This window comes from Mucilaginibacter sp. PPCGB 2223 (genome assembly GCF_001705515.1).
Taxonomy (GTDB): domain Bacteria; phylum Bacteroidota; class Bacteroidia; order Sphingobacteriales; family Sphingobacteriaceae; genus Mucilaginibacter.
This window is the reverse complement of the sequence record NZ_MDJS01000002.1, coordinates 877850-902664: the sequence shown is the minus strand read 5'-3', so window position 1 is coordinate 902664 and position 24815 is coordinate 877850. Positions and strand designations below refer to the sequence as shown.

The window sequence follows — 24815 nt, the reverse complement described above, 5'->3', positions numbered from 1 at the left end:
AATCATATAAATTAGTGTTTGGAGTCCAGGACCTGAAAAATCAGATTCAATACCGTTGGGGAGTTATCGGCATGTTGCTTTTTATTATATTGTTTAATTATTTCGAGCCAATTTCATATCTCGCTTTACAAAGCCCTGGCCCAATAATTAAGCAGGTACGTTTTTTTAAGCCAATCTATAACCAGGTAATACCCCTATTCTTTATCGTAATTTTACTTATCAGGCTGTTTCCGCTCACCTTAAAATACTATAGGCTAAAAAAGGAAAAGCGGCTTGTAACAGAAAGGGCAAGCTAAGCCTGTTATCTATCATACTCCAAAAACTCAATCCTGTTCCCGAACGGGTCTTTAAAAGTAAAACGCTCCCGGCCGGGGATGGCGACTTCTTCGCATATCTGTACCCCGTTGGCTATTAGGTGTTCGCGCGCGGCTTTGATATCATTAACTTCCATGGCAAAATGCTGTTTGGATAGCGGCGTACCGTCTTCGGTGCCGATATGCAGCTCCACCCCGGGCAACTGGTACCAATAACCTTTTGACGAATTGAACACCGATGGCCTGTACGTCGGTACAAAACCCATTACCCTGGTATAAAATAAATCGGCATCGTGCACCTTATCGGGCGGCACGGAGATGTACACATGATCGAGACGTTTGTAGTTCAGCATAAAAATAAATTGACCCGCCTTGCAGGGCAGGTCAATTTCGCAAAAAATTATCGGAATATAAATTGCGCAGAGGGAACGGCTATTAATTAGTTACGATAACATAAGCGGTAGCCATCATCGGGTGCACCGTGCAGTGGTATGAAAAGGTGCCCGCGGTGTTAAAAGTAAACTGGAAGGTTTGGTTAGTTGCCAGATTGTTACTGCCAAAAACGCCGTTTAGCGATGTTGCAGTATGCGGTGCGCTGTCCTTATTGGTCCAGGTAACGGTTTGGCCGGCTTTGATACGGATAGTATCGGGCACGAAGGCAAAATTCTGGATCGACACACTGGCGCCGCCCGTGGGCCCGCCGGTACCTGTACCGGCCGATTGCTGGTTGGATGATTTACTGCAGCTGTAAATTACTATTGCTACTGTTACAACGAGCAATAGCAAGGTTAAAATTTTGTTTTTCATGGCGGTGATATTTAATTTATATACACTATCACGCACAAAAATTGCAAAAGGTTGCCAAGATTTTTAATATATTTAATTTACATTAAATAATTATCACAAAACGAAATCACACGCAATTAAACTTAAACGACTGCAAGCTACGGGTGCAGGATAAAAACTCAGGCAATCACCAATGAACCGATGGTTAATTAATTGAAAACCGACGAATTATTTTGTTTTCACATAATTTTGTATCACATTTATTACAAACCTAATTTTTAAGCTATGATTTATTCCCCCGATGGGACCGGTGATACTCGGGACCAGAACGCTAATGGCGGTGCTATACGCACTAAAAAAGAGTGGCAAAACCCTGCCATAATCATTATTGCTAATAACCCCATATTGGCTACCAAGCAATTTGTAACGTTTCACGAATTTACGTTGGTACAAAACCCAACTGCACCAAACTATTTTTCTAATCCGGCAAAAACGTTGCGAACGCAGTCGACGCCGGGCGTTTTTTTGTCGTGACATCACAACCGGCCTGTAACCTTTAACCGTGTTGTATTTTTAATAAAGAAGGCCCTGCAATCATTGCAAGGCCCTTAAATATTTATGCCCGTAAAATTACCGTTTGCTTATCTCCACATAATCGCGGGTGGTAGCGCCGGTGTAGATCTGGCGCGGGCGGCCGATAGGCTCTTTGTTTTCGCGCAGTTCTTTCCATTGGGCAATCCATCCCGGTAAACGGCCCAGTGCAAACAGCACGGTGAACATTTCGGTTGGGAAACCCAGCGCGCGGTAAATAATACCCGAGTAAAAGTCAACGTTAGGGTATAGTTTACGTTCAACAAAGTAAGGGTCTTTCAGGGCTACTTCTTCAAGGCGTTTGGCAATATCCAACACCTCGTCGTCGATGCCTAATTTCTCCAGGATATCATCGCAGGCTTTTTTGATGATCTTGGCACGCGGGTCGAAGTTTTTATATACACGGTGACCGAAGCCCATCAAACGGAACGGATCATTTTTGTCTTTCGCTTTCGCGATCCATTTATCGGTATCGCCGCCATCGGCCTTGATCTTCTCCAGCATTTCGATAACCGCCTGGTTAGCGCCGCCGTGCAGCGGGCCCCAAAGCGCCGAAATACCGGCAGAGATCGACGAGTATAAGTTGGAGTCGGACGAGCCTACGATACGTACAGTAGAGGTCGAACAGTTCTGCTCGTGATCGGCATGCAGTATCAGCAGCACGTTCATGGCATCAACAACCACAGGGTCGATGGTCACCTCTTCGGTACGCTGGCCAAAGGTCATGTACAGGTAGTTGGTTACGTAATCGAATTTGTTTTGAGGATAGATAACCGGGTGGCCCAATGATTTTTTATAGATCCACGATACGATGGTCGTCATCTTGGCCAGCAGCTTGATGATGGTCTCATCAATAGCTTCCGGGGTTTGAGGAGTGGCTAACGACTCAGGGTAAAAAGCTGATAATGAGCTGATCAGGCCTGTTAACTGGCCCATCGGGTGCGAGTGTGAAGGATAACCGTCGAAAAACTTCTTCAGGTCTTCGTGCACCAGGGTGTGTTTGTTGATTTTGGTCTGAAATTCTTTCAACTGACCGGCTGTAGGCAGTTCGCCGTAGATCAGTAAATAAGCAACCTCCAAAAAGGTCGATTTCTGAGCCAGCTGTTCAATAGGGTAACCACGATATTTTAATATTCCAGCTTCGCCGTCGAGAAACGTGATAGCGCTTTTGGTAGCGCCGGTATTTTTATATCCAATGTCTAAAGTGACATATCCTGTAAGGTCGCGGAGTTTTGAAATATCTATCGCTTTTTCATCTTCGGTACCTTGTATTACAGGCAGATCGTAAGTTTTATCACCAATTTTTAACTGTATTGTTTCTGACATAGAAATTGTATTGTAATAGGCAAATGTAAATAAATCTGTGTACTTTTATGGTTTAGAATTTGATAGAATTGTAAAAATTTAGTTTCCGGTTTACGCCTGGCAATTATAACCAAAATTTCGAGTAATACCCTATTAAACTGATGGCTCTGAGCATTTTTAAACTATCGAACGCAAATACCGATAAAGACTTTTATCGCCTGTTCTTTATCCTTTTGTGTTTTATTAATCTTGCCTTCCATTTTTTGTACCTCGATTACGCTCCCCAGTCGTTCGACCCGGCCATGTACCGTGTTGGCAGCAGTTTGCTATGCATCATCACGGCGCTCATTTCCTTTTTCGATCAAAAAAAGGTTTACTATGCTTCGGCCTATGTTACGCTGATCGTTTTCCTGGCCATTAACAACTGTTACCTTTTAGGCGCCAATAATTTTATAGGCGAATATTATTTAGGCTCGCTGGTATCGTTGCTGGTACTTAGCTTTTTTTGCCGCAGCTCATACGAAATACTGACGCTATCTTTATTGAATTTTGCGGCATTTGGCTGCGGCCTGTTTTTTTCGACGATTATTGTACAACTAAACCTGATGGGCATTGGCCTCATTTTGTTTACGGGCCTGGCGGCCACGCTGTTCCTGTTCAGGCGCTCGTATATTTTACGGGCCATTAAGGTAAACATCGATATCAGGGAACGCAACGCCGAACTCCGTCAAACCAGTACCGAACTGGAGCAGATAAAAATAAAACTGCGGGGTCTGAGCGCAGCCAACACCGCCCTGGTGTTTGAATATGATGCCCATAAGAATTGCGTAGGCGAATGGTACCAAACCGATGATATTTTATTGAACCAGCCCGAAACCTTGATTGGTACCAATATCAATAACCTGCAGGTGCCCGTACTGACCAATTATTTTAAGCACGTACAAAAAACGCAAAAACAGGCTTCTTTTGAGTTTTACTCGCTGTTTGGTAACGAGCAATGGTACAAAGCGGTTGTTAACCCTGTATTTGATGAAGACCGCCACTTTACCCAGCACGTAACCGTTACCATTACCGATATTACTGAGCTCAAAGCAACTGCCGCCGCTTTAAAAGAGAACGAACTGATACTCTATAACGAACAGGTGGTTGCCAAACTCGGCAGTTGGTGGACCGACAGCACCTACAACGATATATTTTGGTCGAACAACCTGTTCTCGATCCTCGAGGTATCCGACATCCCACCCGACAAAACCAAGCTGAGTTATTACATCAGCCTGATACATGACGACGACAGGCCAATCGCGCAACAATATTTTTCGTCGCTGGCCAGCAACCCGCTCACCGAGTTTGAACACAGGCTCATTACACCAAAAGGCAGCCTCAAATATATTAAGGTTGTAAGCGGTTACCCGGTAAAGGATGATAAAGGCAAGATAATTAAAGTGGCAGGCATTGTGCAGGATATTACCGAAAGCAAAATGGCCAACCGCACCATCCGCACCAGCCAGGCCGAATTGATGGAAGTGCAGGCCATTGCCAAAGTGGGCGGCTGGAAATGGGACGTAAAGGTGAACGACCTGGAATGGAGCGATGAAATTTACCGCATTTACGACCTCGAAAAAGAAGAGGTTAAAAACGAAAACCACTTTAAACTTTTGCTGGCCTTTGTGCACCCCGACGATAAGGCGATGGTATCGTCGCTTTTCAGGGATCACAGCAAGCTTAACCGCCTGTTTTTAGAGTACCGCATCATCACCGGCAAGGGTAACTTAAAATACCTGAGCATCATTATCGGCAAAACTCTTAAAAAGGATGGCGCGATACGTAAGATCATCGGTACGATACAGGACCTGACCGAGCGCCGTAAGATTGAGATTGATTTTGAGCGTGCCGAGAATAAATATAAAAACGTACTCGAAACCATTAACCTTGCCGCGGTAACCTTAAACAAACAGGGCGAGATCATCTTTTGCAATAAACACCTGGCCGATATAGTTGGTTACGATAAAGGCGAATTGCTGGGCGTGAACTGGATAGATACTTTTGTGCCCGAAAACCTGAAACAGCAATTCAGGGCCTGGCTGGACAGCAACAGCTTTTACACCCAGCACACCAGCCCTATCATCTGCAAAAATGGCAAACAGCGGGTGATTAACTGGAAAAATACGGTTACGCACGACGAGTTTGGCAACATTGCCGAAACAACCAGCATAGGCGAGGATATTACGGATATTAAGAAGGCCCGGGAGGCCCTGATACTGGCTAAGGAAAATGCCGAAAAATCGTCGAGGTTTAAGTCGGAGTTCCTGTCAATCATGAGCCACGAGATACGCACGCCTATGAACGCGGTGATCGGCACCACTAACCTGCTGCTGCAGGATAACCCTGCGCCCCGCCAGCTGGAATACCTGCACACGCTCAAGTTTTCGAGCAATAACCTGCTCGAACTGATCAACGACATCCTCGATTATAATAAGATTGAAGCGGGCAAGCTGGAACTGTACAAGCTGCAGTTCAATATCCAGAAACTGGCGCAGAATATTTTGCAGGCCTTTGCTACCAAAGCCGAAGACAACGGCTCGAAACTGGAGCTTGCTTTTGATAAGAATATCCCGGCTAACCTGATAGGCGATCAGCTGCGTTTGGGCCAGATACTGAATAACCTGCTGAGCAACGCGGTTAAGTTTACCACCAACGGTACGGTTTACCTGCGTCTCGAATCGCAGGAGATAAAGCAAGGCAGCATATCGATCAAATTTATAGTGGCCGATACCGGTATAGGCATAGCGCCCGAGAATATTGATAAAATTTTCGATCCGTTTACGCAGGAGTACAGCTCCACCGCTGCCGATTATGGCGGCACCGGCCTTGGCCTGGCCATCACCCGGCGCCTGGTTGAGCTGCACGGCAGCACCATACACCTGAGCAGCAAACCGGGCGAGGGCACCGAGTTTAGCTTTACCATTACCTTCGAAAAGGCCGAAATAGACGAACCGGCAGAGGTTGTGCCAGCAGCAGCAGCCCCTGCCGAACAACAGAAGCCCGAAGGGGCCAACATTAACGGCATGAAGATTTTGCTGGTTGACGATAATAAAATGAACCTGCTTATTGCCAATAAGTTTTTAAAAAACTGGAACGCACGCGTACAACAGGCTACCGATGGTAAAATGGCCGTTGAGGTTGCCATGGCCCATAATTTCGACCTGATACTGATGGACCTGCAAATGCCGGTAATGGATGGTTTCGAGGCGGCCGCGCTCATCAAACAAACCCAACCCGATATACCGATCATTGCCCTGAGCGCCGATGCCATGCCCGAAACCAGCGCCAAAGCCGCCCGCTACGGCATGGACGATTACCTCACCAAGCCTTTTGTGCCCGAAGTGCTGTTTGAGAAGCTGTTGAGGTATTATCAAAGGGCAAAGGTGGAGCAGTAAGATTTGTTGTGAGTTGCCTGTTGTGAGTTTTGGGGGTTTTTCCTGTTTCTGACTGTAAGTTTAAGCTTCAAAGCGGTAATCTGAGCTTAACTATAATTACATTGATATTCCTAAACTCGCAACACACAACCCGAAACCCGCAACTCAATTGGTTCTTATCGCCTCAACCGGATCTAACCTTGAGGCAAACCAGGCCGGCACAATGCCTGCAATTATCCCGATGATGATGGAGATACTTACACCCAGGATGATGTTTTTAAGATATAAAACCACCTGAATATCGATCATGGCTTTAACGGCGAAGGTTCCGCCGTAAACTATGCCGATACCAATCGCTCCGCCCATAATGCAAAGCAATATGGCCTCGATAAGAAACTGGAGCATAATGAAATAGTTTTTAGCGCCCAGCGATTTTTGGATACCGATAATATTGGTACGCTCTTTTACCGACACGAACATAATATTGGCAATGCCGAAACCGCCTACCAGGATCGAGAATAAACCGATGATAAACCCGGCCACATTAACTGTACTGAACAGAGTATCGAGCTGGTTAGACAGGATAGTGGATTTATTGAGGGCGAAGTTATCGTCTTCGCCGGGACGTATGCGGCGTATGTTGCGCATTAAACCTTCGAGCTCGCTTTCCACCTCTTCGGCGCCAACACCCTCGCGGCCCTTAACAACTATTTGCGGGTTGTACCTCTCGTTTTGCACATCAATTACGTTATGTGCAAAATTCAGCGGCAGGATGATGGATTTATCCCATGATATACCGAGCATATCTTCGCCCTGTTTCGCAAAAACGCCTACCACGTTTACGTTTCGCCCCAGTACTTTTATTTGTTTACCTACGGCCTGCATGGGGTCGTTAAATAAACCTTCGGCAACATCATAACCAATAAGCCCTACCGGCGCACCCGCCCTCGACTCAATATCGGTAAAATACCGCCCGTCGAGGAAATCGAGGTTCCAGGTTTTGTTATAATCTACTGAGGCTGCGCTGATTTCGGCGTTGTCGACACTATTACTAAGATATTTAACGGTGCGGCTATCAATAAATGCCTCGTATGATATACCCTGGGCACTTTGCAAACGCTTTTCGAGTTCTTCATAATCGCGTATTTTGGGAACCGGGCGCTGTATATATTTCCACCAGGGGTAATCGCTACCAAAGGCCCATGGCCATTTTTGCACAAAAATACTATTGCTCCCAAGCTTATTTACGCTTTTTTGCAGGTTATCGCGCAGGGTATCCACCGCCGAAAATACCGCAATAATGGTAAAGATGCCGATTGTGATACCCAATAAGGATAATATGGTGCGCAGCTTATTTTGCCGCAATGCATCAAGGGCAAAAATTATGCTTTCGCGAAACAGCCTGAAAAATATCATATTACTAATTTAGACGTAAAGCATGCATTTGAGTTACAGCCCAATGTAAATAATTTTTACTGTCGCGGCTTAGTGTGATTATTCACGTGTAAACATACACCTTATTCGCATCATACACCTCTGTTTTCAATACACCTCTGTTTTCCTGAAACTGCGTGATATTATGCCGGTACCGCAATATACCGTTCGCCCCAGTTGTACAGGTCTTCCAGTACGGGTAATAAAGTTTGCGCCTTTTCGGTTAAGGAATATTCGACGCGCGGCGGCATCTCGGCGTAGATCTTCCGGTGGATCAGGCCGTCCTGCTCCAGTTCTTTTAACTGTGCACTGAGCATTTTCGTGGTGATAAATGGCATCTTTTTCTGCAATAACCCGAAACGGTGATGGCCCTGGTAGATAAAATACAGCAGCGCAATCTTCCAGCGGCCGCCTAACACCCGCATCACATTGTGCATCGGGCAGATGGCGGCCAGCGCTTCTTCGTTCGAAAAGTTGGTGGATGTTGTTTTTCGCATTACTTTCTTTTTGGTTAGTATAGTACAAATAAGTATGTACCATCTATTATGAAATCAAATATAGAGATTTGTTATTAACAAAAAAGATAAGATCAAATGAAAAAGACCATTGTTGTTTTAGGCGCTACCGGCAAAGTTGGCGGCAAGATCGCCAGCCTCCTCCTGAAGGAAGGGCACCACTTAAAATTAATTGCCCGGTCGGGTGAGCTGGAAAAAAGGTTCGGCGAGACCGGTGCGGAACTGATCGCCGGTGATCTCACCGATGTAGATCTGTTGACGGCCGCATTTACAGGCGCAGACAGCGCATTTATTTTGCTGCCGCCCAATTTCACCGCACCCGATTACCGGGCTTTTCAGCGGGCAGTAGGCGATGCAGCGATCGAAGCGATCAAACGGTCAGGTATCCGGTCTATCGTGAACCTCAGCAGTGCGGGCGCGCAGCTGCACGAGGGTAATGGCCTGATCGCTGGTTTGGCTGAACAGGAGGTCAAGCTAAACCAGTTAAAAGATGTGAACGTTATGCATCTTCGTCCGGCTTATTTCCTCGATAATGCGCTGCTCAATATCAGCCTTATTAAAAATACAGGCATCAATGGTACCACAGCAGATAGGGACCACCCGATACCGATGGCAGCGACCAGCGATGTTGCAGCAGTTGCCGCAAAGGCGCTGGCAAATCCCGGTTTTACCGGTAAAATGGTAAGGCCCGTCTTAGGCGACCGGAACTATTCCTTTAGCGAGATCACCGGTATCATCGGCCGGTCCATCGGGAAGCCGGATTTGCAACTGGTGCAGTTCCCGCCCGGCCAGGCGAAGGCGGGTATGATGAGCCAGGGCATTTCCGAAAACGTGGCTCAGGATATCGTGAACATGGAAGCCTCCCTGAAAAGCGGCATCATGAACTACCAGCAGCGGACGGCTGAAAATTCCTCACCAACAAGCGCCGAGGTCTTTGCTGAAAAAGTGTTCGCGCCGGCTTACCATGCTGCTTAAATAAACTAAAATTGTACCATTTAGAATACTGATGATGAAAAAGATCGAATTGAACAGGAACCATCCGGGATTTAATAAAAATGCCGAGCCGTTTTTCAGCATTATCATGGAGGGCCTTCAGGGGGAAGTTGATGGCGCACACTTTTGGGACGCCGTAGCCGAAGATGCGGTATTTGAGTTCCGGTATAACTTTCCGGGTTTTACCAACAAGATATCGGGCAGAAAAGCCTATATGGACTGGTTCAGCGGCTATAGCAACGTCCTGCATTCGGCTAATCAGCTCAGGGTGTATAAAATGCAGCAGCCGGAAAATGTGATCGTGCTGGAATACGAGGTGCACGGCACGGTACCGTCTACCGGAAAATCGTATGACAACCGCTTTTGCTCGATCATTACGGTCAAAGGCCGGAAGATCATTCATTGGGCGGATTATATGGATTCCCTGGCCGTGATGCTTTCTTTGACCAACGGTTGAACCAGAATGAAGATACGGCCTAATAGGAGAACTTGAATCCAAATTCCCCTATTTTTTTATTTAAAAACTGATCAGATAGTAAACTTCAATACGTTCCAAAAAAAATGTACGATATCATATGAATAATAACACTTGGATTTGCCAGATATAAAAAAACGGCCATGCGCCTCACGCATGGCCGTTTTTCAAAAAAGTATAAACGTATTAACTATTAGTAGTGGGCTGTGCGCACTGTGGTAGTGGTTGTAACGGATTTAGGTTTGCGGCTTGGATGCGCGCGCAAGTAAGCTTCGCGTTCGCGTTGTTTTTTACGATCTTTGGCATCGCCGATGATATAACCTCCGCCGGCACCAATGGCGCCACCGATAAGCGCGCCGCCGGCACCATGGCCGATGATACCACCGGCAACCGCTCCGCCAACACCACCTATAGCAGCACCCTTGGCCCTGTTGCTCCATTTACGGTGTTTGCGGTGATAAGTGGTTTGAGCGTTACTTATGCTGCCACCCAAAATAATGAGAGTTAAAAATAACACGAGTATTTTAATGTACTTTTTCATAACGTTTTAATTTGGTTGTTAAGATCTTTGCAAATCAATATCATCCCGATCTGCAGTAATGATTATACAAAAGCCCTGCCATTGTTTTACATTAGTTAATAGGATATTAAATATGTGTTTCGGTTTTTAAAAACTGTATTCATTAGCATACAAGTTTAGTATCTAACATAATCCGTAAGTCAAAAACCGGCCGGGGCCAACAATAGCCATACGCAACTGTTTATTCTAAACAAAACAACATCAGTTATGAGCATTAATAAAAAATTCACTATCGGCGGCGACCTGACCGTTAACCGCCTTGGATACGGCGCTATGCGCATTACAGGCGAAGGCATCTGGGGGCCGCCCAAAGATCACGACGAAGCTATCAGGGTTTTAAAACGCGCGGTCGACCTGGGTGTAGATTTTATAGATACGGCCGACAGTTACGGCCCTTACGTATCGGAAGAATTGATAGCCGAAGCCTTACACCCCTACCCCGCAGGTTTAGTGATCGCTACCAAAGGCGGTTTGTTGCGCACCGGGCCAAACCAATGGCCGGTAAACTCAAGTCCGGAGCATTTGAGAGAAGCTTTGGAGGGCAGCCTGAAACGGTTAAAGCTGGAGCAGATTGATCTGTATCAACTGCACCGCATCGATCCAAAAGTTCCGTTTGAGAAGACGCTGGAGTTTTTACAGAAAGCCCAGCAGGAAGGTAAGATCAAACACATCGGCCTATCGGAAGTGAGCGTTGCCGAGATCAAAAAGGCGCAGGAGTTTGTCGAGATTGTATCGGTGCAAAACATGTACAGCATCGATAACCGTAAATGGGAAGCCGAACTGGAATATACCAAAACCAATAACATTGCTTTTATCCCCTGGTTCCCGCTGGGCGGCGGCAACCAGGAAGGCCTTGAAAAAATTGAGGGCATCGCTAAGAAACACAACGCTACGGCACATCAGTTGGCATTAAGCTGGCTGCTGCACCATGCCGAAAACATTTTACTGATACCCGGCACATCGAGCGTGGCGCATTTGGAAGAGAATATGAAAGCTGCCGATATTGAACTGAGCGCGGAGGATCTGGAAGAGTTAGGAAAGGTGTAAACCTTTAAAGTCATTGTCATTTCGAAGGAGATAAATGAAAAAAGGCCTCGCACGAAGGCGCATAAGGCGCTAAGAAAAGGATTAAAAAACTTTACGTCTTTGTGCCTTTGCGCGATGAATAATGAGGCGTTGCCTTCGGCCGGGCCATCCCTGCCCGTCCGGCAGGCAGGCACTCATACTACGCAGGCATTAGCCACAGGCCGGTATCCCTGCCCGTCCGGCAGGCGGGCGTTTCTGTCCCTACGCAAACTTACGTACATTTGTAGATTCCAAAATAAACCAACCTACATTTGAGTATGAAACGTTTACTGCTATTCTTCGCCTTTTTATTAAGCGCGCCTGTTTTGCATGCGCAGGTCAAGGTCAACTTTGTGATCGGCACCGTGCCTGTCCGCATGCCCGAACCGAAAGCCATTTATATAGCCGGTAACTTTAACGATTGGTCGCCGGCTAGGGCCGATTGGCAGTTCGCCTTCAATAATAACACCTATACGTTAAATAAAACATTAGCCCCCGGCAATTACGAGTACAAACTTGTGCGCGGCAGCTGGGATAAGGTTGAATGCGGCCCGAACGGCGCCGGGTTTGGCAATCGCAACCTGCACCTGGCGCATGATACTACTGTTTACCTTACCGTAGCCGACTGGCAGGACCTGCACCCGCCCATCCAGCGTGTGCATACCGCCAGCCCGCAGGTGCATATCATCAGCGAAAAATTTGATATCCCGCAGTTAGGTAAACAACGCCGGGTATGGATCTATCTGCCGAAAGGCTACGAAACCGGCAAAAAGAAATACCCGGTAATTTATATGCACGACGGGCAAAACCTTTTTGACGGATATACCAGCGGCTTTGGCGAATGGGGCGTGGATGAGTTTCTGGACAGCCTGAAAGCCGGGCAGCAACAGTTTATTGTGGTAGGGGTTGACCATGGCGGCGAAGCGCGCATCGTGGAGTACAGCCCTTACGAATCGAAATACGGGAAGCCACTTGGTGATAAATATGTGGACTTTTTGGTGGAAACCTTAAAACCGTATATCGATAGCCATTACCATACTCTCGTCGATGCCAAACATACCACAGTTGCAGGCAGTTCGATGGGCGGTCTGATCAGCATGTACGCCGAACTGAAATATCCTAAAGTATTTGGCAGCGCGGGTGTTTTCTCGCCGGCATTCTGGATAAACCCGCCGATATACGATTATGCCAGGGCCCATGCGGGCCAGGCCAAACGTTTTTACTTTGTTTGCGGCGACCAGGAGGGCGATACCATGGATACGGATATGCTTAAAATGGCCGATATCGCGCGTAATGATGGCTTGCCATTAACGAATACGCCAACAACGGTAATTAAAGGCGCCAAACATAACGAGGCACAATGGCGCGGTGCTTTCCCGGCGTTTTATCAATGGCTGGTTGCGGGTATGAAGTAAAATCGCTAAAACAATTCTGAAATTTTTCGTTTTATAAATTGAAATATTTCGTATATTTGTTTTTAGAAAGATAAAAAACATGCCAACCGCAGCAATACAACACCACACCCCTGCTTTAAAGCAAAAGCTAAGCAAGCTTAACATCGGCGATAACTTTGCTATTGTTAAAAGCGCGCGTATGGGCGTTGGCACGCAATTGTTTTTTGATTTTGCGCAGGCTATCAATATGCCCTACAAAGAGCTTTCGGGATTACTCAACATTAGTTCGCGCACCATCAGCAACTATCACGATAAGAAAAAAAGCCTGGAGCCCGCCTACAGCGAACACCTGCTTAAGCTGATAGCCTTATTTAACAAAGGCGAAGAGATATTCGGCAGCACGGCCGAGTTTAACTACTGGCTGCGCAAACCTTTCTGGAACGCTGAAGAAACTCCTTTCGAATGGCTGAATACTTCGGGTGGGATTGACCTGGTAACCGACGAGATCACCAAACTGGCCTACGGCGACGCAATATAAGTATGCTTGCTTTCAGGATAGGCCATATCAACTATGCCACCAAATTAACTGCATCGGGCGTAGCTGGGCGCTGGGCATCGGCAGGTAAAAAGGTGATATACGCTGCCGAATCGATACCCTTAGCTTTATTAGAAAATATGGTGCGCAGGCAAGGGGTTGGCTTTAACCGCGATTTTAAGATCGTAGTAATTGAAATACCCGACGACATTAGTGTAACTATAATACCTTTACAAAAGCTCAAAGCAGGCTGGCGCGATTTCAGGGATTACGCCATCTGTCAGGCCATTGGCAATAAATGGTTCGATGAACAGCAAACCTGCCTGTTAAAAGCGCCTTCGGCAGTAATTCCCGAGTCAAATAACTACGTGATCAATACACAACACCCCGATTTCAGGCAGATCAAAATTATCCGGGTGAGCGACCTGGTTCCTGACGACCGGATAGAAGACCTGCTAAAAAACCACAAAAAGTAGTCAGAAAAATCGCGAATGTCCCCATTCATACAATGAGTATATTTGTGTAACCGTCATGGATACCGAAACCCCAACACCGTTGCGCAAGATCATCCACATCGATATGGATGCCTTTTACGCGTCGGTTGAGCAGCGCGATAACCCCGAATACCGCGGCAAAGCTATCGTGGTCGGCGGTTCGCCCGAAGGGCGGGGCGGCGTGGTGGCCACGGCCAGTTACGAGGCTCGTAAATTTGGGGTACGGTCGGCCATGCCCTCGAAAACTGCTTTACGGCTTTGCCCGCATGTTATATTTGTTCGCCCGCGGTTTGCTGTTTACAAAGAAGTATCCAACCACATCCGCGAAATATTCAGCCGGTATACCGACCTGATCGAGCCGCTTTCGCTGGATGAGGCTTACCTGGATGTAACCAATGATAAACTTGGCATAGGCTCGGCAATCGATATCGCCAAAGAAATAAAGCAAGCTATTAAGGATGAGTTAAATCTGACCGCTTCGGCCGGTGTATCTGTAAATAAGTTTGTTGCCAAGATCGCATCCGATATGAATAAGCCCGACGGGTTGAAATTCATTGGGCCGTCAGCTATCGAAGCTTTTATGGAAACCCTGCCTGTCGAGAAATTTCACGGCGTAGGCAAGGTTACTGCCGAAAAAATGAAGAAGATGGGCCTGTTTACAGGCCTCGATCTGAAACGCTTAACAGAAGATGAACTGGTAAAACATTTTGGTAAATCGGGCCGTTTTTTTTACCGCATTGTACGCGGCATCGATGAGCGCCCTGTTGAACCCGACCAGGAAACCAAATCGGTTGGCGCCGAGGATACTTTTCCGTACGACCTCACCACGCTCGAAGAAACGGACCCCGAACTGGATAAACTTGCGGTTATTGTATATAACCGCCTCACCAAAAACAACCTGAAAGCACGTACCGTAACGCTCAAAGTAAAATACAGCGATTTTAAGACCATTACCCGCAGCCAATCGTTCGCTGTTGCTACTGACGACCTGGAAACGATATCGGCCATAGCCAAAAAGCTCATGGCAGCCTCGTTTGAGGATGGGCAGAAAATACGGTTATTGGGGGTTTCGACTTCGAATTTTGGGGAGCTGCCGGTGAGACAAAAAATGGATGATCAGAATTCTCAGCTGTCCTTGTTTTAATTTACCAAAATTTGGTTATATTGATTTCTTTTTATATATTTGTCTTGAACTTTTTTTAAAACAAACAACAATTAGGAATTGGAATTAGGAAAAGCGCTAAAAGGTATGCGCTATTATTTTTTATTATTAATTGTTTTAAAATTTAAAGAAAGTTTAAAATGAAATTAATTATCGAAGACCATTTTCTAAGTGAGGTGGCCAAAGGTAATCCAATAGGAAAATCGCCTTATCCTATTGAGATTTTGAAGATTTTTAAAAAGCGTGTATTTCAAATTCAGCAGGCAAAAAATTCTGCTGATCTGCGACAAATTAAAAGCCTGCATTTTGAGAAATTGAAAGGCAAGGAATATGAGGGTAAGTATTCGATACGTTTAAATATCGCTTATCGGATCATATTCCGAATTGATGAAAACAAGAGTGATAAGATTGAAATTATCTGCATAGAAGAAATAAACAATCATTACTCATAAACTTTTACGCCAGGAGGCGTTTATACTATTATGAACAATCAGGTATTTGATCATACTGGTACTGAGATCGAGATAGAAGCATTCCACCCCGGTGAATTTTTACTCGAAGAAATAGAAGCGCGCGATATGCTTAAAAAAGATGTAGCGAAAGCTTTAGATATATTACCGCACCATTTAAGCGAAATATTTGCGGGCAAACGCAATATATCTGCAAAATTGGCCATCAGGCTCGAAAGGCTTTTGGGGATCAGTTCCCACTACTGGTTCGGTATGCAGATGGAATACGATCTGTATATTGCAAAACAGGAAGAAGCGATGGCGTAATTCGTCGCTTTTATACCAATCACGAGGGGTGCTGAAACAAGTTCAGCATGACCCGTTTGTTAATTTCTACTTATCTCCGGGATTCTTTTTGTTAGCCAGTAGCATCTCCACCATTTTTATCAAACGGGCATCGCGGGTTTTTTGCTGTTTGGCGGTAAGTATCCACATGATGTATTCTTTACGGTGCGAGTAAGCCAGCTTTTCGTAAACGGCAAGGGCAGCCGGTTCGGCTTGCAGGGCTTCGTGTACGTCGGGCGGCAGGGTGATGACCTTTTTATCTACGTCGATATAGTTGCCGTATTCGTTCTCCCTGATCTCATCCACGCATACACCCGATTTTTTACTTAACCCGGCAAGGCGTATCCTAACGCAGGTCCACCGTTCGTCAAACGCTACAGCAGCGACGGCTTCAACACCGAAGGCCGGAAGCATGTCCCACTCGCCCATAGCCAGGTCGGTTTCGATACCCGAGTTTTTTTTGGGATAGCATACCCATACCATCGTATCTTTTTTAATGAGGGGGACAATGAGCTTGAGCTGATTCACCAGGTCTGCGCGCTTTTGCGTAAACAACACGATGCCGTTCACCTCGCCGGTAATATGCGTATGCGCGGTTACGCCATCGGGCAAGGGTTGCAGCAGGTTCATACAATCCGGCGGGACATGGTAAAACAACCAGGTGGTATTTGGTTTAATGAGGAGCTTTTTGGCGAGGGCGTTCATAACCTAATGTGCAAATGAGTGAATGTGCAGATGTGCAAATGAACCATCAATACCCAAACCCCTCCCTACACCCGCCCTTGGGAGGGTGTAGGGAAGGGCCGATGCGCAACGATTCTATTTCAGGTTCAATTTCGAAAAAAAATCCCATAAAACAATACCTGCCGATACCACGATATTGAAAGAATGCTTGGTGCCAAATTGTGGTATCTCGATGCAGGCATCTATCTGCTGCATTACTTCATCATCTACGCCATTTACCTCGTTGCCAAAAATCAGGGCGTATTTTTTGCCGGGCCCGGGTTCGAACTGGTGCAGCATAGTGCTGTTTTCGGCCTGTTCAATAGCGATGATCACATAACCGTCGTTGCGTAATTGTTGGACAGCGGTAAGGGTGCTTGCAAAGTGCGACCAGTTGACCGAGGCCGTAGCGCCGAGGGCAGTTTTTTCGATCTCGCGATTAGGCGGCGTGCCGGTTATCCCACAAAGGCAAATCTGCTCCACGGCAAAAGCATCGCCGGTGCGGAAGACAGAGCCTACGTTATGCAAACTGCGCACGTTATCCAGCACTACGGCAACAGGCAGTTTTTGCTGTGCTTTAAATTCGTCGACCGTGGCGCGGTTAAGCTCGTCTAATTTTAATTTGCGCATTTATGCTGTTATCTGGTGCGCGCCGTTGCCGATAAGCGAACTGTAAACCGATGGCGCGTAGCCAATTTTGGCGGTGTAATATTCGGTTACACCTTTGGCAAAGCTATCAAAACCATCCTTTTTAACCAACGCAATGGCGCAGCCGCCAAAGCCGGCCCCCGTCATACGCGCGCCAACTACGTTTTTATCGGTGGCCGCATATTCAACAACGGTATCGAGTTCAACGCCGCTCACTTCGTACAGGTTTTGCAGCGAATGATGCGACGCGTACATCAGTTTGCCAAATTCGGTCAGATCATTAGCAGCCAATGCTTTCGCCGCCAGGATCACGCGATCGTTTTCGGCAATTACGTGGGTAGCGCGCTGCAAAACTACCGGGTCGGTAATGAGGTGTTTATACAGGTCGAAAGTGGCGGTATCGATATCGCAAAGGTTGTTGATATCCAGTTCCTGCTGTAACGCTTTTAAAGCGGTGCGGCATTCCTGCACGCGCTCGTTATATTTGGATTCGACCAGCTTACGTGGCTTGTTGGTGTTGATGATAGCCAGTACGTTATCGCCCAGGTTCATGTCGACGGCTTCGTAGTCGAGCGTATCGCAGTTGAGTTTTAAGGCTTTATCTGTTTCGCCGAAGGTAACGGCAAACTGGTCCATAATACCGCTGTTGAGGCCCATAAACTCGTTCTCGACGCGTTTGGTCATCAACACTAACTGGAGCTTGCTGAACCCGGCATTAAACAGGATGTTCAAAGCAGTAGCGGTAACCACTTCGATAGAGGCCGACGACGAGAGGCTCGAGCCGATAGGGATATCGCCGTAGTATAAAATGTCGAGCCCCTGCAGCTGCTTGCCGGCTTCGGTAAAGTAATTGATCACACCCACCGGGTAGTTGTACCAGCCCTTGCCTGTTTTTTGGTAGGATGGCTGCAGGGGTATTTCGGCAGTTTCTTCAAAATTTACGCTTTTAAACCTGAAAACGCCGTCGGTATTTGGTGCGGTAAGCATATAGGTGCCCATGGTAATGGCGCAGGGCATTACCAGGCCACCGTTATAATCGATATGCTCGCCGATGAGGTTTACCCTGCCGGGCGAAAAAAAGGTATGTTGAGCAGGCTTATTATATTGGCTTTGAAACTGCTGCTGTAGGTTGGTTTTCATGCGTTCAAATATGATCAAAAAAACTAATATTGTAAAAAGTACACTTACTAATTAGTATGCGTATTTGGCAAACAAAAAATCAATATTTACCTTCTCATAAAAAACATCATCATGAAACAATATCTGATAACCGGTTACGACCATACCGACGAGGGCGCCCTGAAACGCCGGATGGACGTGCGCCCGCACCACCTCGACGGCGTGCACGAACTGCTGGCCAATAACAATTATGTAATGGGCGGCTCTATTTTAGATGATGCCGGCAAAATGATAGGTTCGGTAATGGTGCTGCAGTTTGAAACCGAAGAAGAGCTCGAAGCCTGGAAAAAGGGCGAAATTTATATCACTGCCGGTGTTTGGGAGACGGTGGATGTGAAACCGTTTAGGGTGGCTGTTTCGGTAGCGATGTAGCCCCCTAACCCAGTGAAAGGGGAACAAATGGGGAGTGGTAAAAGGTAAGATGGAGAATGGTTACATCCAAAACTTCATCCTTATCGCTACGTTGTTGTTGGTGAACACCAACAATAGGCAGCAATTAATCTTAGGTTTATATATCATCTTAACATTAAACCTTTTCTATGGATGCATGATTAACTCCTTCAATGTCCCACCCGGCTCGATGCATTGCTATTGTTAAACATATCGGTTGCTGCGTCCTTAGCCGCATTATGTGGATATTTAGTTTCCGAAACGCGGACGTGTTTTTTATCATATTCCACGTCCAAATTAAATGCCATTTCCATTTCGACTTTTTGCTTGCTTTGTACAGCTGGTATCCAGGCGGGCGCCTGCAGTATAACATCGATAATTGTAGTGTCAACTTCTATATCCATTTGATGATCGGAGCTATTGCGTGGTGCAACCGACGGGTTCGTAATATGCCCGGCTGTATCAATCGTAAAAGAATACATAGCCGATCTGGTACCCTCTCCGCTTACTCCGGTTTTGTTTAAATGCGAATTTAAATATCCGATGAAGTTATATTTTGGATAGGCGTCTTTCACTTTTTTGAGACGGAATTTCTTTTCGTCGAGATGCGAGATGGTTTTAACAACCTCGCCTTTTTTATAAATATCAGTACTCATCGTATCGCCTTCAAACGATAACAAATTCCAACTGCCTTCCCTTATCCCATTTACAAATTGGCCCTCAACCGAGAGTTTACCCGTACTGGTGTTATAAGTTTGATAAGGGCCGTTAAGTTTGTTATGCTCAAAAGTTGCCATTCCAATTATTGCACCTGTTGGGCCAAAGTCTGTCCATTGGCCGGATTTTTCGCCGTGGGAAAAATAACCCAAAGTGCTCAAATAAGTTTTTGCAGGTTCAAAAGTTGTATCTGTCTGGTGGCGCTGATAATTATAGCGTGTAGATGTATCCGCGCTCGTGTGAGTAAAATACTTGAACCTTCCATGTGGCATGGTCATTTTTTCGTCGAGGAACGTACCACAGGCCTGCAAAATCCCCCTTGCATCGTACTTACTAGCAAACCAACCAGAACCGTCGGCAAGTTTGGTTATTTTGATGCCAGGCGGGCCGATTAAGGTATCTTGAGATGAAGGTAATGGCGTGGGTTCATTTTTAAGGGTTGTGGTCAGTTGCCCAAACGCAGTAACTGAAAAGAATAATGTCAACGTCAATAAAAGACACCTCATAGTTTAAATTAATTTCCTTAATATCAATAATTTTATTTACAGTGTTAATATCTGATTTGTAAACTCCAAATATTAACTCAGGTTTGTATCACCCTCTACATTAAAAACGTGTTCAATCCGTCGACTGTCTTTAGGATATCACATCCTACCCGAAAACCATTTTTCAAACTTGTTCATCAGGTCTTCAAGTTTGATGGGTTTGGCGATGTAATCGTTCATACCGGCGTTTATACATTCCTCTTCATCGCCGGGCATGGTATTGGCGGTAAGCGCAATGATAACCGGTTGTTTTACTACGGTGCTGCGGATGATGCGGGTCGCTTCCAGCCCATCCATCACGGGCATTTGCATATCCATCAAAATAAGCCCGTAATCTTTTTTGTTGGCAGCTTCAATGGCTTCCTGCCCGTTTTTAACCAGGTCGGGCTGGTAGCCCAGTTTATACAAAACATGCGCTATAACATGCTGGTTCATCTGGTTATCTTCGGCAACAAGCAGGTCGTAAGGGTAGCTGAGACTGAAATCGGCCGATAGTTTTTTCTTGCCCCCCTGCTCATCAGGTACGGCAGCATGTTGCTGCAGGGCGTTAAGTACATGCTTGCTTAGCAGGTGTTGCTTGATAGGCTTCGTCATGATAGAAACGAATAGTCCTTCCGATTCGCTTTTTAAATCTTCGCCGATAGAGCTTAACAGGATAATAGGCAGGCTGGCATGTTGCTCGCGAATACGTTTTGCCAGCGTGATGCCATCCATACCGGGCATCTGCATATCGGTAACCACCAGGTCTATATCAGCATCTTTCGACAGGATGTTCAGCGCCTCTTCGCCCGATACCGCCAGTACCGGTTTTAGCTTCCAGTATTGAAACTGGCGTTTTAATATGGATAGGTTGGTCGCATTGTCATCAACCACCAGGATACGTTTGCCTTCCTGTTCGTCCATATTGTAATGGGTATAAGGCACCAGGATCTTGGTACCGGGGCTGGTGCTCACGGTAAACGAAAAGGTCGAACCCATATCCGGTTCGCTCTTAACGCTGATCTGTCCGCCCATTAAGCTCACCAATTTTTCCGAAATGGCCAGGCCCAGCCCGGTGCCGCCGTACTTACGTGTGGTAGACGAATCGACCTGCGAAAATGCTTTAAACAGGCGATGCAGTTTTTCTTCGGGGATGCCGATACCGGTATCGCGTACATCAAACCTTAACTCCACAGCCTCGCCCTCAACCGGCTTGTGCAGGTTAACACAAATGCAAACTTCGCCCTGCTCGGTAAATTTAATGGCGTTACCCACCAGGTTGATCAGTATCTGCCTGAGGCGCAGATGATCGCCTACGATTTGCTGGGGTACATTTTCGGCGATTTTATAGACCAGTTCAAGACCCGACTGGGCTGCTTTTGTCGCAAAAATATCCAGAACATCTTCAATGCACTGGCGCAGGTTAAAGTCCTCGCTTTCGAGCTCAAGGCTTCCCGATTCAATTTTTGAGAAATCAAGAATGTCGTTGATCACGTTGATGAGCGTTTCGCCGCAGGTGGTAATGGTTTCGGTAAACATCTGCTGCTCTTCCGTCAGGTTGGTTTCGTTCAATAAGGCCGCCATGCCAATCACCCCGTTCATGGGCGTACGTATCTCGTGGCTCATGGTAGCTAAAAATATGCTTTTGGCCTTGTTGGCCTGATCGGCTTCAATACGGGCCTGCTGCAGTTCGAGGTTTGATTTTCTGAGCTCCTGGTTTGCCAGGGCGAGTACTTCTTCATTCTTTTTGCGCTCTGCCGAAATCTGCGCCTCTTTTTGCAACTCGGCCACCTGCAGGGTTTGCAACACCTGCATCTCGTTGTATTTTTTGAGTTGGTACGACCACAGGCCGCAAATCAGAAATATTGCTGCGGCCAAAAGAATATGGATAACAAATGTTTGGAAAGCAAAATAATCCAACTGGGTGAAATAGATATTGCTGACTCCGGTATCCTGCAAATAACTGAAAATGCCATGATGGAGCGTTACCACGATCATGATCGGTATCTGCAGCTTCCATTTTTGGTAGGTGATGAGTATGGCGCTGCCGATAAAGGCAAAAAAATGCATCTCGAACAACCCGTGCATCTGGTAAATATACTGCGCCATAAAAATGCCCAGTACAGCACTTAAAACATATTGATACAGGGACGAATCGGGCAAGGCGATTTTGGCCGAATAATAGGCCACCAGGGAGAGCCCGCCTACGCCCAGCGCAATAAGCCATGTGCCATAAAACGAAGCGAGTACCAACCCGATCACAAAATACACCGCTAGAAAGTAATTCATTAATCCGTCCGACCGTTTTTTTACTTCTAACTGGAACATATTTGTCTGCATATAAAATATAGTAGGCTCATCAATCATTAAAAAATCCCCCCCCTCTTTATCTTTTGCAATCGGGTAAGCTGCAGCCATAGGCCCTTAATGCCAGGGAGCTGAATATCAGCCGGGCATGATCATGCAGCAGGCCGTTAAGCGCCATTTTTGCATAGCTGGTTTTTTCGTCGGTGCAATAGCGGCTTTGGTTATAGTTACCCCTGTAATACAAAGTATGCTGTGCGTCCAGCAGTACAGCCTGTGGTGTTGAGTACACCCCACAGGCAGGAGCCAGCGAAGCATCAAACACAACCGGGATGTTTAAATCAAATTTATCACGTATTGCCTGGGCCGTATATTTCCGGTTATTGATAACCACAACAACAAAATTTACCTGCCCGCCAAACTGCTTTACCAGTGATTTAAAGTTGGTGATATTAAAGCGCGAACATGGGCAATCGGGATTAAAAAAATGCAGGAAAACCGGCTTACCCTGATAAACATCGAACTCGCTGCCCAATTTTATAACAGTACCGTTATTTACCGGTTTGTAATGCTCGGGGATGGGCGTGGGCAAATGATAGATCAGTTCATTGTACCAGAACAAAACTCCTACACCCGTAAAAAGGATAATTAACCAAACTGCAACCACTAATTTTCTCATCACTATTATCTGGCTATCTATACGTATAACTTATTGGAAATGTTGTATCTGCCAACAAGTTACCTGATAAAACTGCCATCTAATATACTAATAAAACTCTGAAATGGTGAGGTTTACAACAAAATTAATTGCCACGGATCAGGTTTGGATCACACCTACGTTAAAAGCTTTTTCTATCGGCGCGTGGTTCGCCGCTTCGATGCCCATGGATATTACCCGGCGGGTTTCCAGCGGGTCGATAATGCCATCAACCCACAAACGCGCTGCGGCATAGTAAGGCGTAGTCTGGCTATCGTAACGGTCAGTAATTTCTTTTAACAGTGCACCTTCCTGCTCTTTGGTAATGGTTTCGCCTTTGGCTACCATGCCCTGGGTACGCATTTGCAGCAGGGTTTTGGCCGCCTGCGAGCCGCCCATCACGGCAATTTTTGCCGAGGGCCAGGCGTAGATCAGCCGCGGGTCGTAGGCCTTGCCGCACATGGCATAATTGCCTGCGCCGTAGCTGTTGCCTATTACGATGGTAAACTTGGGTACTACACTGTTGGCAACCGCGTTTACCATTTTTGCACCGTCTTTAATTATCCCGCCCTGCTCGCTGCGGCTGCCTACCATAAAGCCGGTAACATCCTGCAGAAAAACCAGCGGGATTTTCTTCTGATTACAGTTCATGATAAAGCGGGTGGCTTTATCGGCCGAGTCAGAATAGATCACCCCGCCAAACTGCATCTCGCCTTTTTTATTTTTGATGACGGTGCGCTGGTTGGCTACGATACCTACCGCCCAACCGTCCACCCGGCCAAGCCCGCAGATGATGGATTGCCCGTAACCTTCTTTGTACTCTTCAAATTCGGAGTTATCCAGCAGGCGGAGTACGATCTCTTTCATATCGTAAGGCTTATCGCGGCCCCCGGGCATAATACCGTAAATATCTTCTTCTGTCAGTGCCGGCTTTGCCGGTTTGATCCGATCGAAACCCGCTTTGGTATAATCGCCCACCTTATCCATAATGTTCCGTATAGCATCCAATGCAGCGGCATCGTTCGGCATTTTATAATCCGTTACGCCCGAAATTTCGCAATGGGTGGTAGCACCGCCCAGGGTTTCGTTGTCCACATCTTCGCCGATGGCCGATTTTACGAGGTACGATCCCGCCAAAAAAACCGAACCTGTACCATCTACGATCATGGCCTCATCGCTCATAATAGGCAGATAAGCTCCGCCTGCCACGCACGAACCCATGATGGCCGAGATCTGGATGATACCCAAACTGCTCATGATGGCGTTGTTGCGGAAGATGCGGCCAAAATGTTCTTTATCCGGAAAGATCTCATCCTGCAAAGGCAAAAAAACGCCGGCCGAATCGACCAGGTAAATAATGGGCAGGCGGTTATCCATGGCTATTTCCTGTGCGCGCAGGTTTTTTTTGGCCGTTATCGGGAACCAGGCACCGGCTTTTACCGTAGCATCGTTAGCCACAATAACACATTGCCTGCCGCTGATATAACCTATACCGCAAACCACGCCACCCGATGGGCAACCACCGTATTCGGCATACATACCCTCGGCGGTAAAAGCGCCAATTTCCAGCCAGGGTTTGTCTTTATCGATGAGGTAAGCCACACGTTCGCGGGCCAGCATTTTGCCTTTTTCCTTCTGTTTGGCTGCCGCCTTTTCGCCGCCACCGGCAAATACTTTTTTTAGCCTGGTTTTCAGCTCGTAAACAAGCTGCTTGTTAATGTCTTCGTTCTTGTTGAATTCGAGGTTCATAATGGCGTCAGTTGGCGCCACAAATCTGATG

Annotated in this window: 25 protein-coding genes; 12 read left to right on the top strand and 13 right to left on the bottom strand. The window is 46.6% G+C overall.

What is annotated here, in order from left to right:
- Positions 1-301: 301 nt before the first annotated feature.
- Complete coding sequence (locus BEL04_RS14350; protein WP_066005043.1) at positions 302-667, bottom strand: VOC family protein; 366 nt, start codon at positions 665-667, stop codon at positions 302-304.
- An 82-nt stretch (positions 668-749) separates the two neighbouring features.
- Entirely contained in the window at positions 750-1121 is a 372-nt protein-coding gene (locus BEL04_RS14345; RefSeq protein ID WP_083227932.1) for a cupredoxin family copper-binding protein, read from the bottom strand.
- A 264-nt stretch (positions 1122-1385) separates the two neighbouring features.
- Between BEL04_RS14345 and BEL04_RS24370 the strand changes: the two genes are divergently transcribed.
- Positions 1386-1634 carry a hypothetical protein gene (locus BEL04_RS24370; RefSeq protein WP_066005042.1) on the top strand — a complete coding sequence of 83 codons (249 nt, stop codon included), beginning with the start codon at positions 1386-1388 and terminating at the stop codon, positions 1632-1634.
- A 96-nt stretch (positions 1635-1730) separates the two neighbouring features.
- Here the strand turns inward: BEL04_RS24370 and BEL04_RS14335 are convergent, their stop codons facing one another.
- A complete protein-coding gene (locus tag BEL04_RS14335; RefSeq protein ID WP_066005041.1) occupies positions 1731-3017 on the bottom strand; it encodes a citrate synthase in 1287 nt (428 codons plus the stop codon).
- Between the two features lie 140 nt (positions 3018-3157).
- On the opposite strand from BEL04_RS14335, the gene BEL04_RS14330 reads away from it, so the two are divergent.
- Entirely contained in the window at positions 3158-6433 is a 3276-nt protein-coding gene (locus BEL04_RS14330) for a PAS domain-containing hybrid sensor histidine kinase/response regulator (protein ID WP_066005036.1), read from the top strand.
- Positions 6434-6577: 144 nt separating this feature from the next.
- On the opposite strand, the gene BEL04_RS14325 is transcribed toward BEL04_RS14330, so the two are convergent.
- Complete coding sequence (locus BEL04_RS14325; protein ID WP_066005034.1) at positions 6578-7828, bottom strand: ABC transporter permease; 1251 nt, start codon at positions 7826-7828, stop codon at positions 6578-6580.
- Between the two features lie 161 nt (positions 7829-7989).
- Entirely contained in the window at positions 7990-8343 is a 354-nt protein-coding gene (locus BEL04_RS14320; RefSeq protein ID WP_066005032.1) for a helix-turn-helix domain-containing protein, read from the bottom strand.
- A 96-nt stretch (positions 8344-8439) separates the two neighbouring features.
- On the opposite strand from BEL04_RS14320, the gene BEL04_RS14315 reads away from it, so the two are divergent.
- Together BEL04_RS14315 and BEL04_RS14310 are read left to right on the top strand one after the other, a co-directional pair.
- Positions 8440-9336, top strand: a complete 897-nt coding sequence (locus BEL04_RS14315) for an NAD(P)H-binding protein (RefSeq protein ID WP_066005029.1) — start codon at positions 8440-8442, stop codon at positions 9334-9336.
- A gap of 31 nt (positions 9337-9367) precedes the next feature.
- Positions 9368-9811, top strand: coding sequence for a nuclear transport factor 2 family protein (locus BEL04_RS14310; protein ID WP_066005028.1), 444 nt, complete (start codon positions 9368-9370; stop codon positions 9809-9811).
- A gap of 211 nt (positions 9812-10022) precedes the next feature.
- Here BEL04_RS14310 and BEL04_RS14305 read toward each other — a convergent pair whose 3' ends face one another.
- Positions 10023-10370 (bottom strand): glycine zipper domain-containing protein, encoded by a 348-nt coding sequence (locus tag BEL04_RS14305; RefSeq protein WP_066005027.1) that lies wholly within the window; start codon positions 10368-10370, stop codon positions 10023-10025.
- A gap of 246 nt (positions 10371-10616) precedes the next feature.
- Between BEL04_RS14305 and BEL04_RS14300 the strand changes: the two genes are divergently transcribed.
- From BEL04_RS14300 to BEL04_RS14270, 7 genes are all read left to right on the top strand, one after another.
- The gene (locus BEL04_RS14300) at positions 10617-11456 is read left to right on the top strand and encodes an aldo/keto reductase (protein ID WP_066005026.1); all 840 of its coding nucleotides are present in this window, start codon (positions 10617-10619) and stop codon (positions 11454-11456) included.
- Between the two features lie 296 nt (positions 11457-11752).
- On the top strand, positions 11753-12889 hold the full coding sequence (locus tag BEL04_RS14295) for an alpha/beta hydrolase-fold protein (RefSeq protein WP_066005024.1): 1137 nt from the start codon (positions 11753-11755) through the stop codon (positions 12887-12889).
- A gap of 79 nt (positions 12890-12968) precedes the next feature.
- Positions 12969-13406: an antitoxin Xre-like helix-turn-helix domain-containing protein gene (locus tag BEL04_RS14290; protein WP_066005023.1), complete on the top strand. Its 438-nt coding sequence runs from the start codon at positions 12969-12971 to the stop codon at positions 13404-13406.
- Between the two features lie 2 nt (positions 13407-13408).
- Positions 13409-13879: an RES family NAD+ phosphorylase gene (locus BEL04_RS14285; protein WP_066005022.1), complete on the top strand. Its 471-nt coding sequence runs from the start codon at positions 13409-13411 to the stop codon at positions 13877-13879.
- Positions 13880-13934: 55 nt separating this feature from the next.
- Positions 13935-15041 (top strand): DNA polymerase IV, encoded by a 1107-nt coding sequence (gene dinB, locus BEL04_RS14280; protein ID WP_066005021.1) that lies wholly within the window; start codon positions 13935-13937, stop codon positions 15039-15041.
- A gap of 158 nt (positions 15042-15199) precedes the next feature.
- A complete protein-coding gene (locus BEL04_RS14275) occupies positions 15200-15511 on the top strand; it encodes a type II toxin-antitoxin system RelE/ParE family toxin (RefSeq protein ID WP_066005019.1) in 312 nt (103 codons plus the stop codon).
- Positions 15512-15541: 30 nt separating this feature from the next.
- The gene (locus BEL04_RS14270) at positions 15542-15835 is read left to right on the top strand and encodes a HigA family addiction module antitoxin (protein ID WP_066005016.1); all 294 of its coding nucleotides are present in this window, start codon (positions 15542-15544) and stop codon (positions 15833-15835) included.
- A gap of 66 nt (positions 15836-15901) precedes the next feature.
- Here the strand turns inward: BEL04_RS14270 and BEL04_RS14265 are convergent, their stop codons facing one another.
- The 3 genes from BEL04_RS14265 to BEL04_RS14255 form a co-directional block, all read right to left on the bottom strand.
- Entirely contained in the window at positions 15902-16558 is a 657-nt protein-coding gene (locus BEL04_RS14265; protein ID WP_066005014.1) for a YdeI family protein, read from the bottom strand.
- A 114-nt stretch (positions 16559-16672) separates the two neighbouring features.
- Positions 16673-17206, bottom strand: coding sequence for an RNA methyltransferase (locus BEL04_RS14260; RefSeq protein WP_066005012.1), 534 nt, complete (start codon positions 17204-17206; stop codon positions 16673-16675).
- The gene (locus BEL04_RS14255) at positions 17207-18364 is read right to left on the bottom strand and encodes a galactokinase (protein WP_066005010.1); all 1158 of its coding nucleotides are present in this window, start codon (positions 18362-18364) and stop codon (positions 17207-17209) included.
- Positions 18365-18475: 111 nt separating this feature from the next.
- Between BEL04_RS14255 and BEL04_RS14250 the strand changes: the two genes are divergently transcribed.
- The gene (locus BEL04_RS14250; RefSeq protein WP_066005008.1) at positions 18476-18775 is read left to right on the top strand and encodes a YciI family protein; all 300 of its coding nucleotides are present in this window, start codon (positions 18476-18478) and stop codon (positions 18773-18775) included.
- Positions 18776-18963: 188 nt separating this feature from the next.
- Here BEL04_RS14250 and BEL04_RS14245 read toward each other — a convergent pair whose 3' ends face one another.
- The 4 genes from BEL04_RS14245 to BEL04_RS14230 form a co-directional block, all read right to left on the bottom strand.
- On the bottom strand, positions 18964-20016 hold the full coding sequence (locus BEL04_RS14245) for a toxin-antitoxin system YwqK family antitoxin (protein ID WP_139113048.1): 1053 nt from the start codon (positions 20014-20016) through the stop codon (positions 18964-18966).
- A gap of 138 nt (positions 20017-20154) precedes the next feature.
- Complete coding sequence (locus BEL04_RS14240) at positions 20155-22323, bottom strand: response regulator (protein ID WP_175404083.1); 2169 nt, start codon at positions 22321-22323, stop codon at positions 20155-20157.
- A gap of 97 nt (positions 22324-22420) precedes the next feature.
- Complete coding sequence (locus BEL04_RS14235; protein ID WP_066004998.1) at positions 22421-23017, bottom strand: peroxiredoxin; 597 nt, start codon at positions 23015-23017, stop codon at positions 22421-22423.
- A 138-nt stretch (positions 23018-23155) separates the two neighbouring features.
- Positions 23156-24784 carry an acyl-CoA carboxylase subunit beta gene (locus BEL04_RS14230; protein WP_066004996.1) on the bottom strand — a complete coding sequence of 543 codons (1629 nt, stop codon included), beginning with the start codon at positions 24782-24784 and terminating at the stop codon, positions 23156-23158.
- Positions 24785-24815 lie beyond the last annotated feature (31 nt).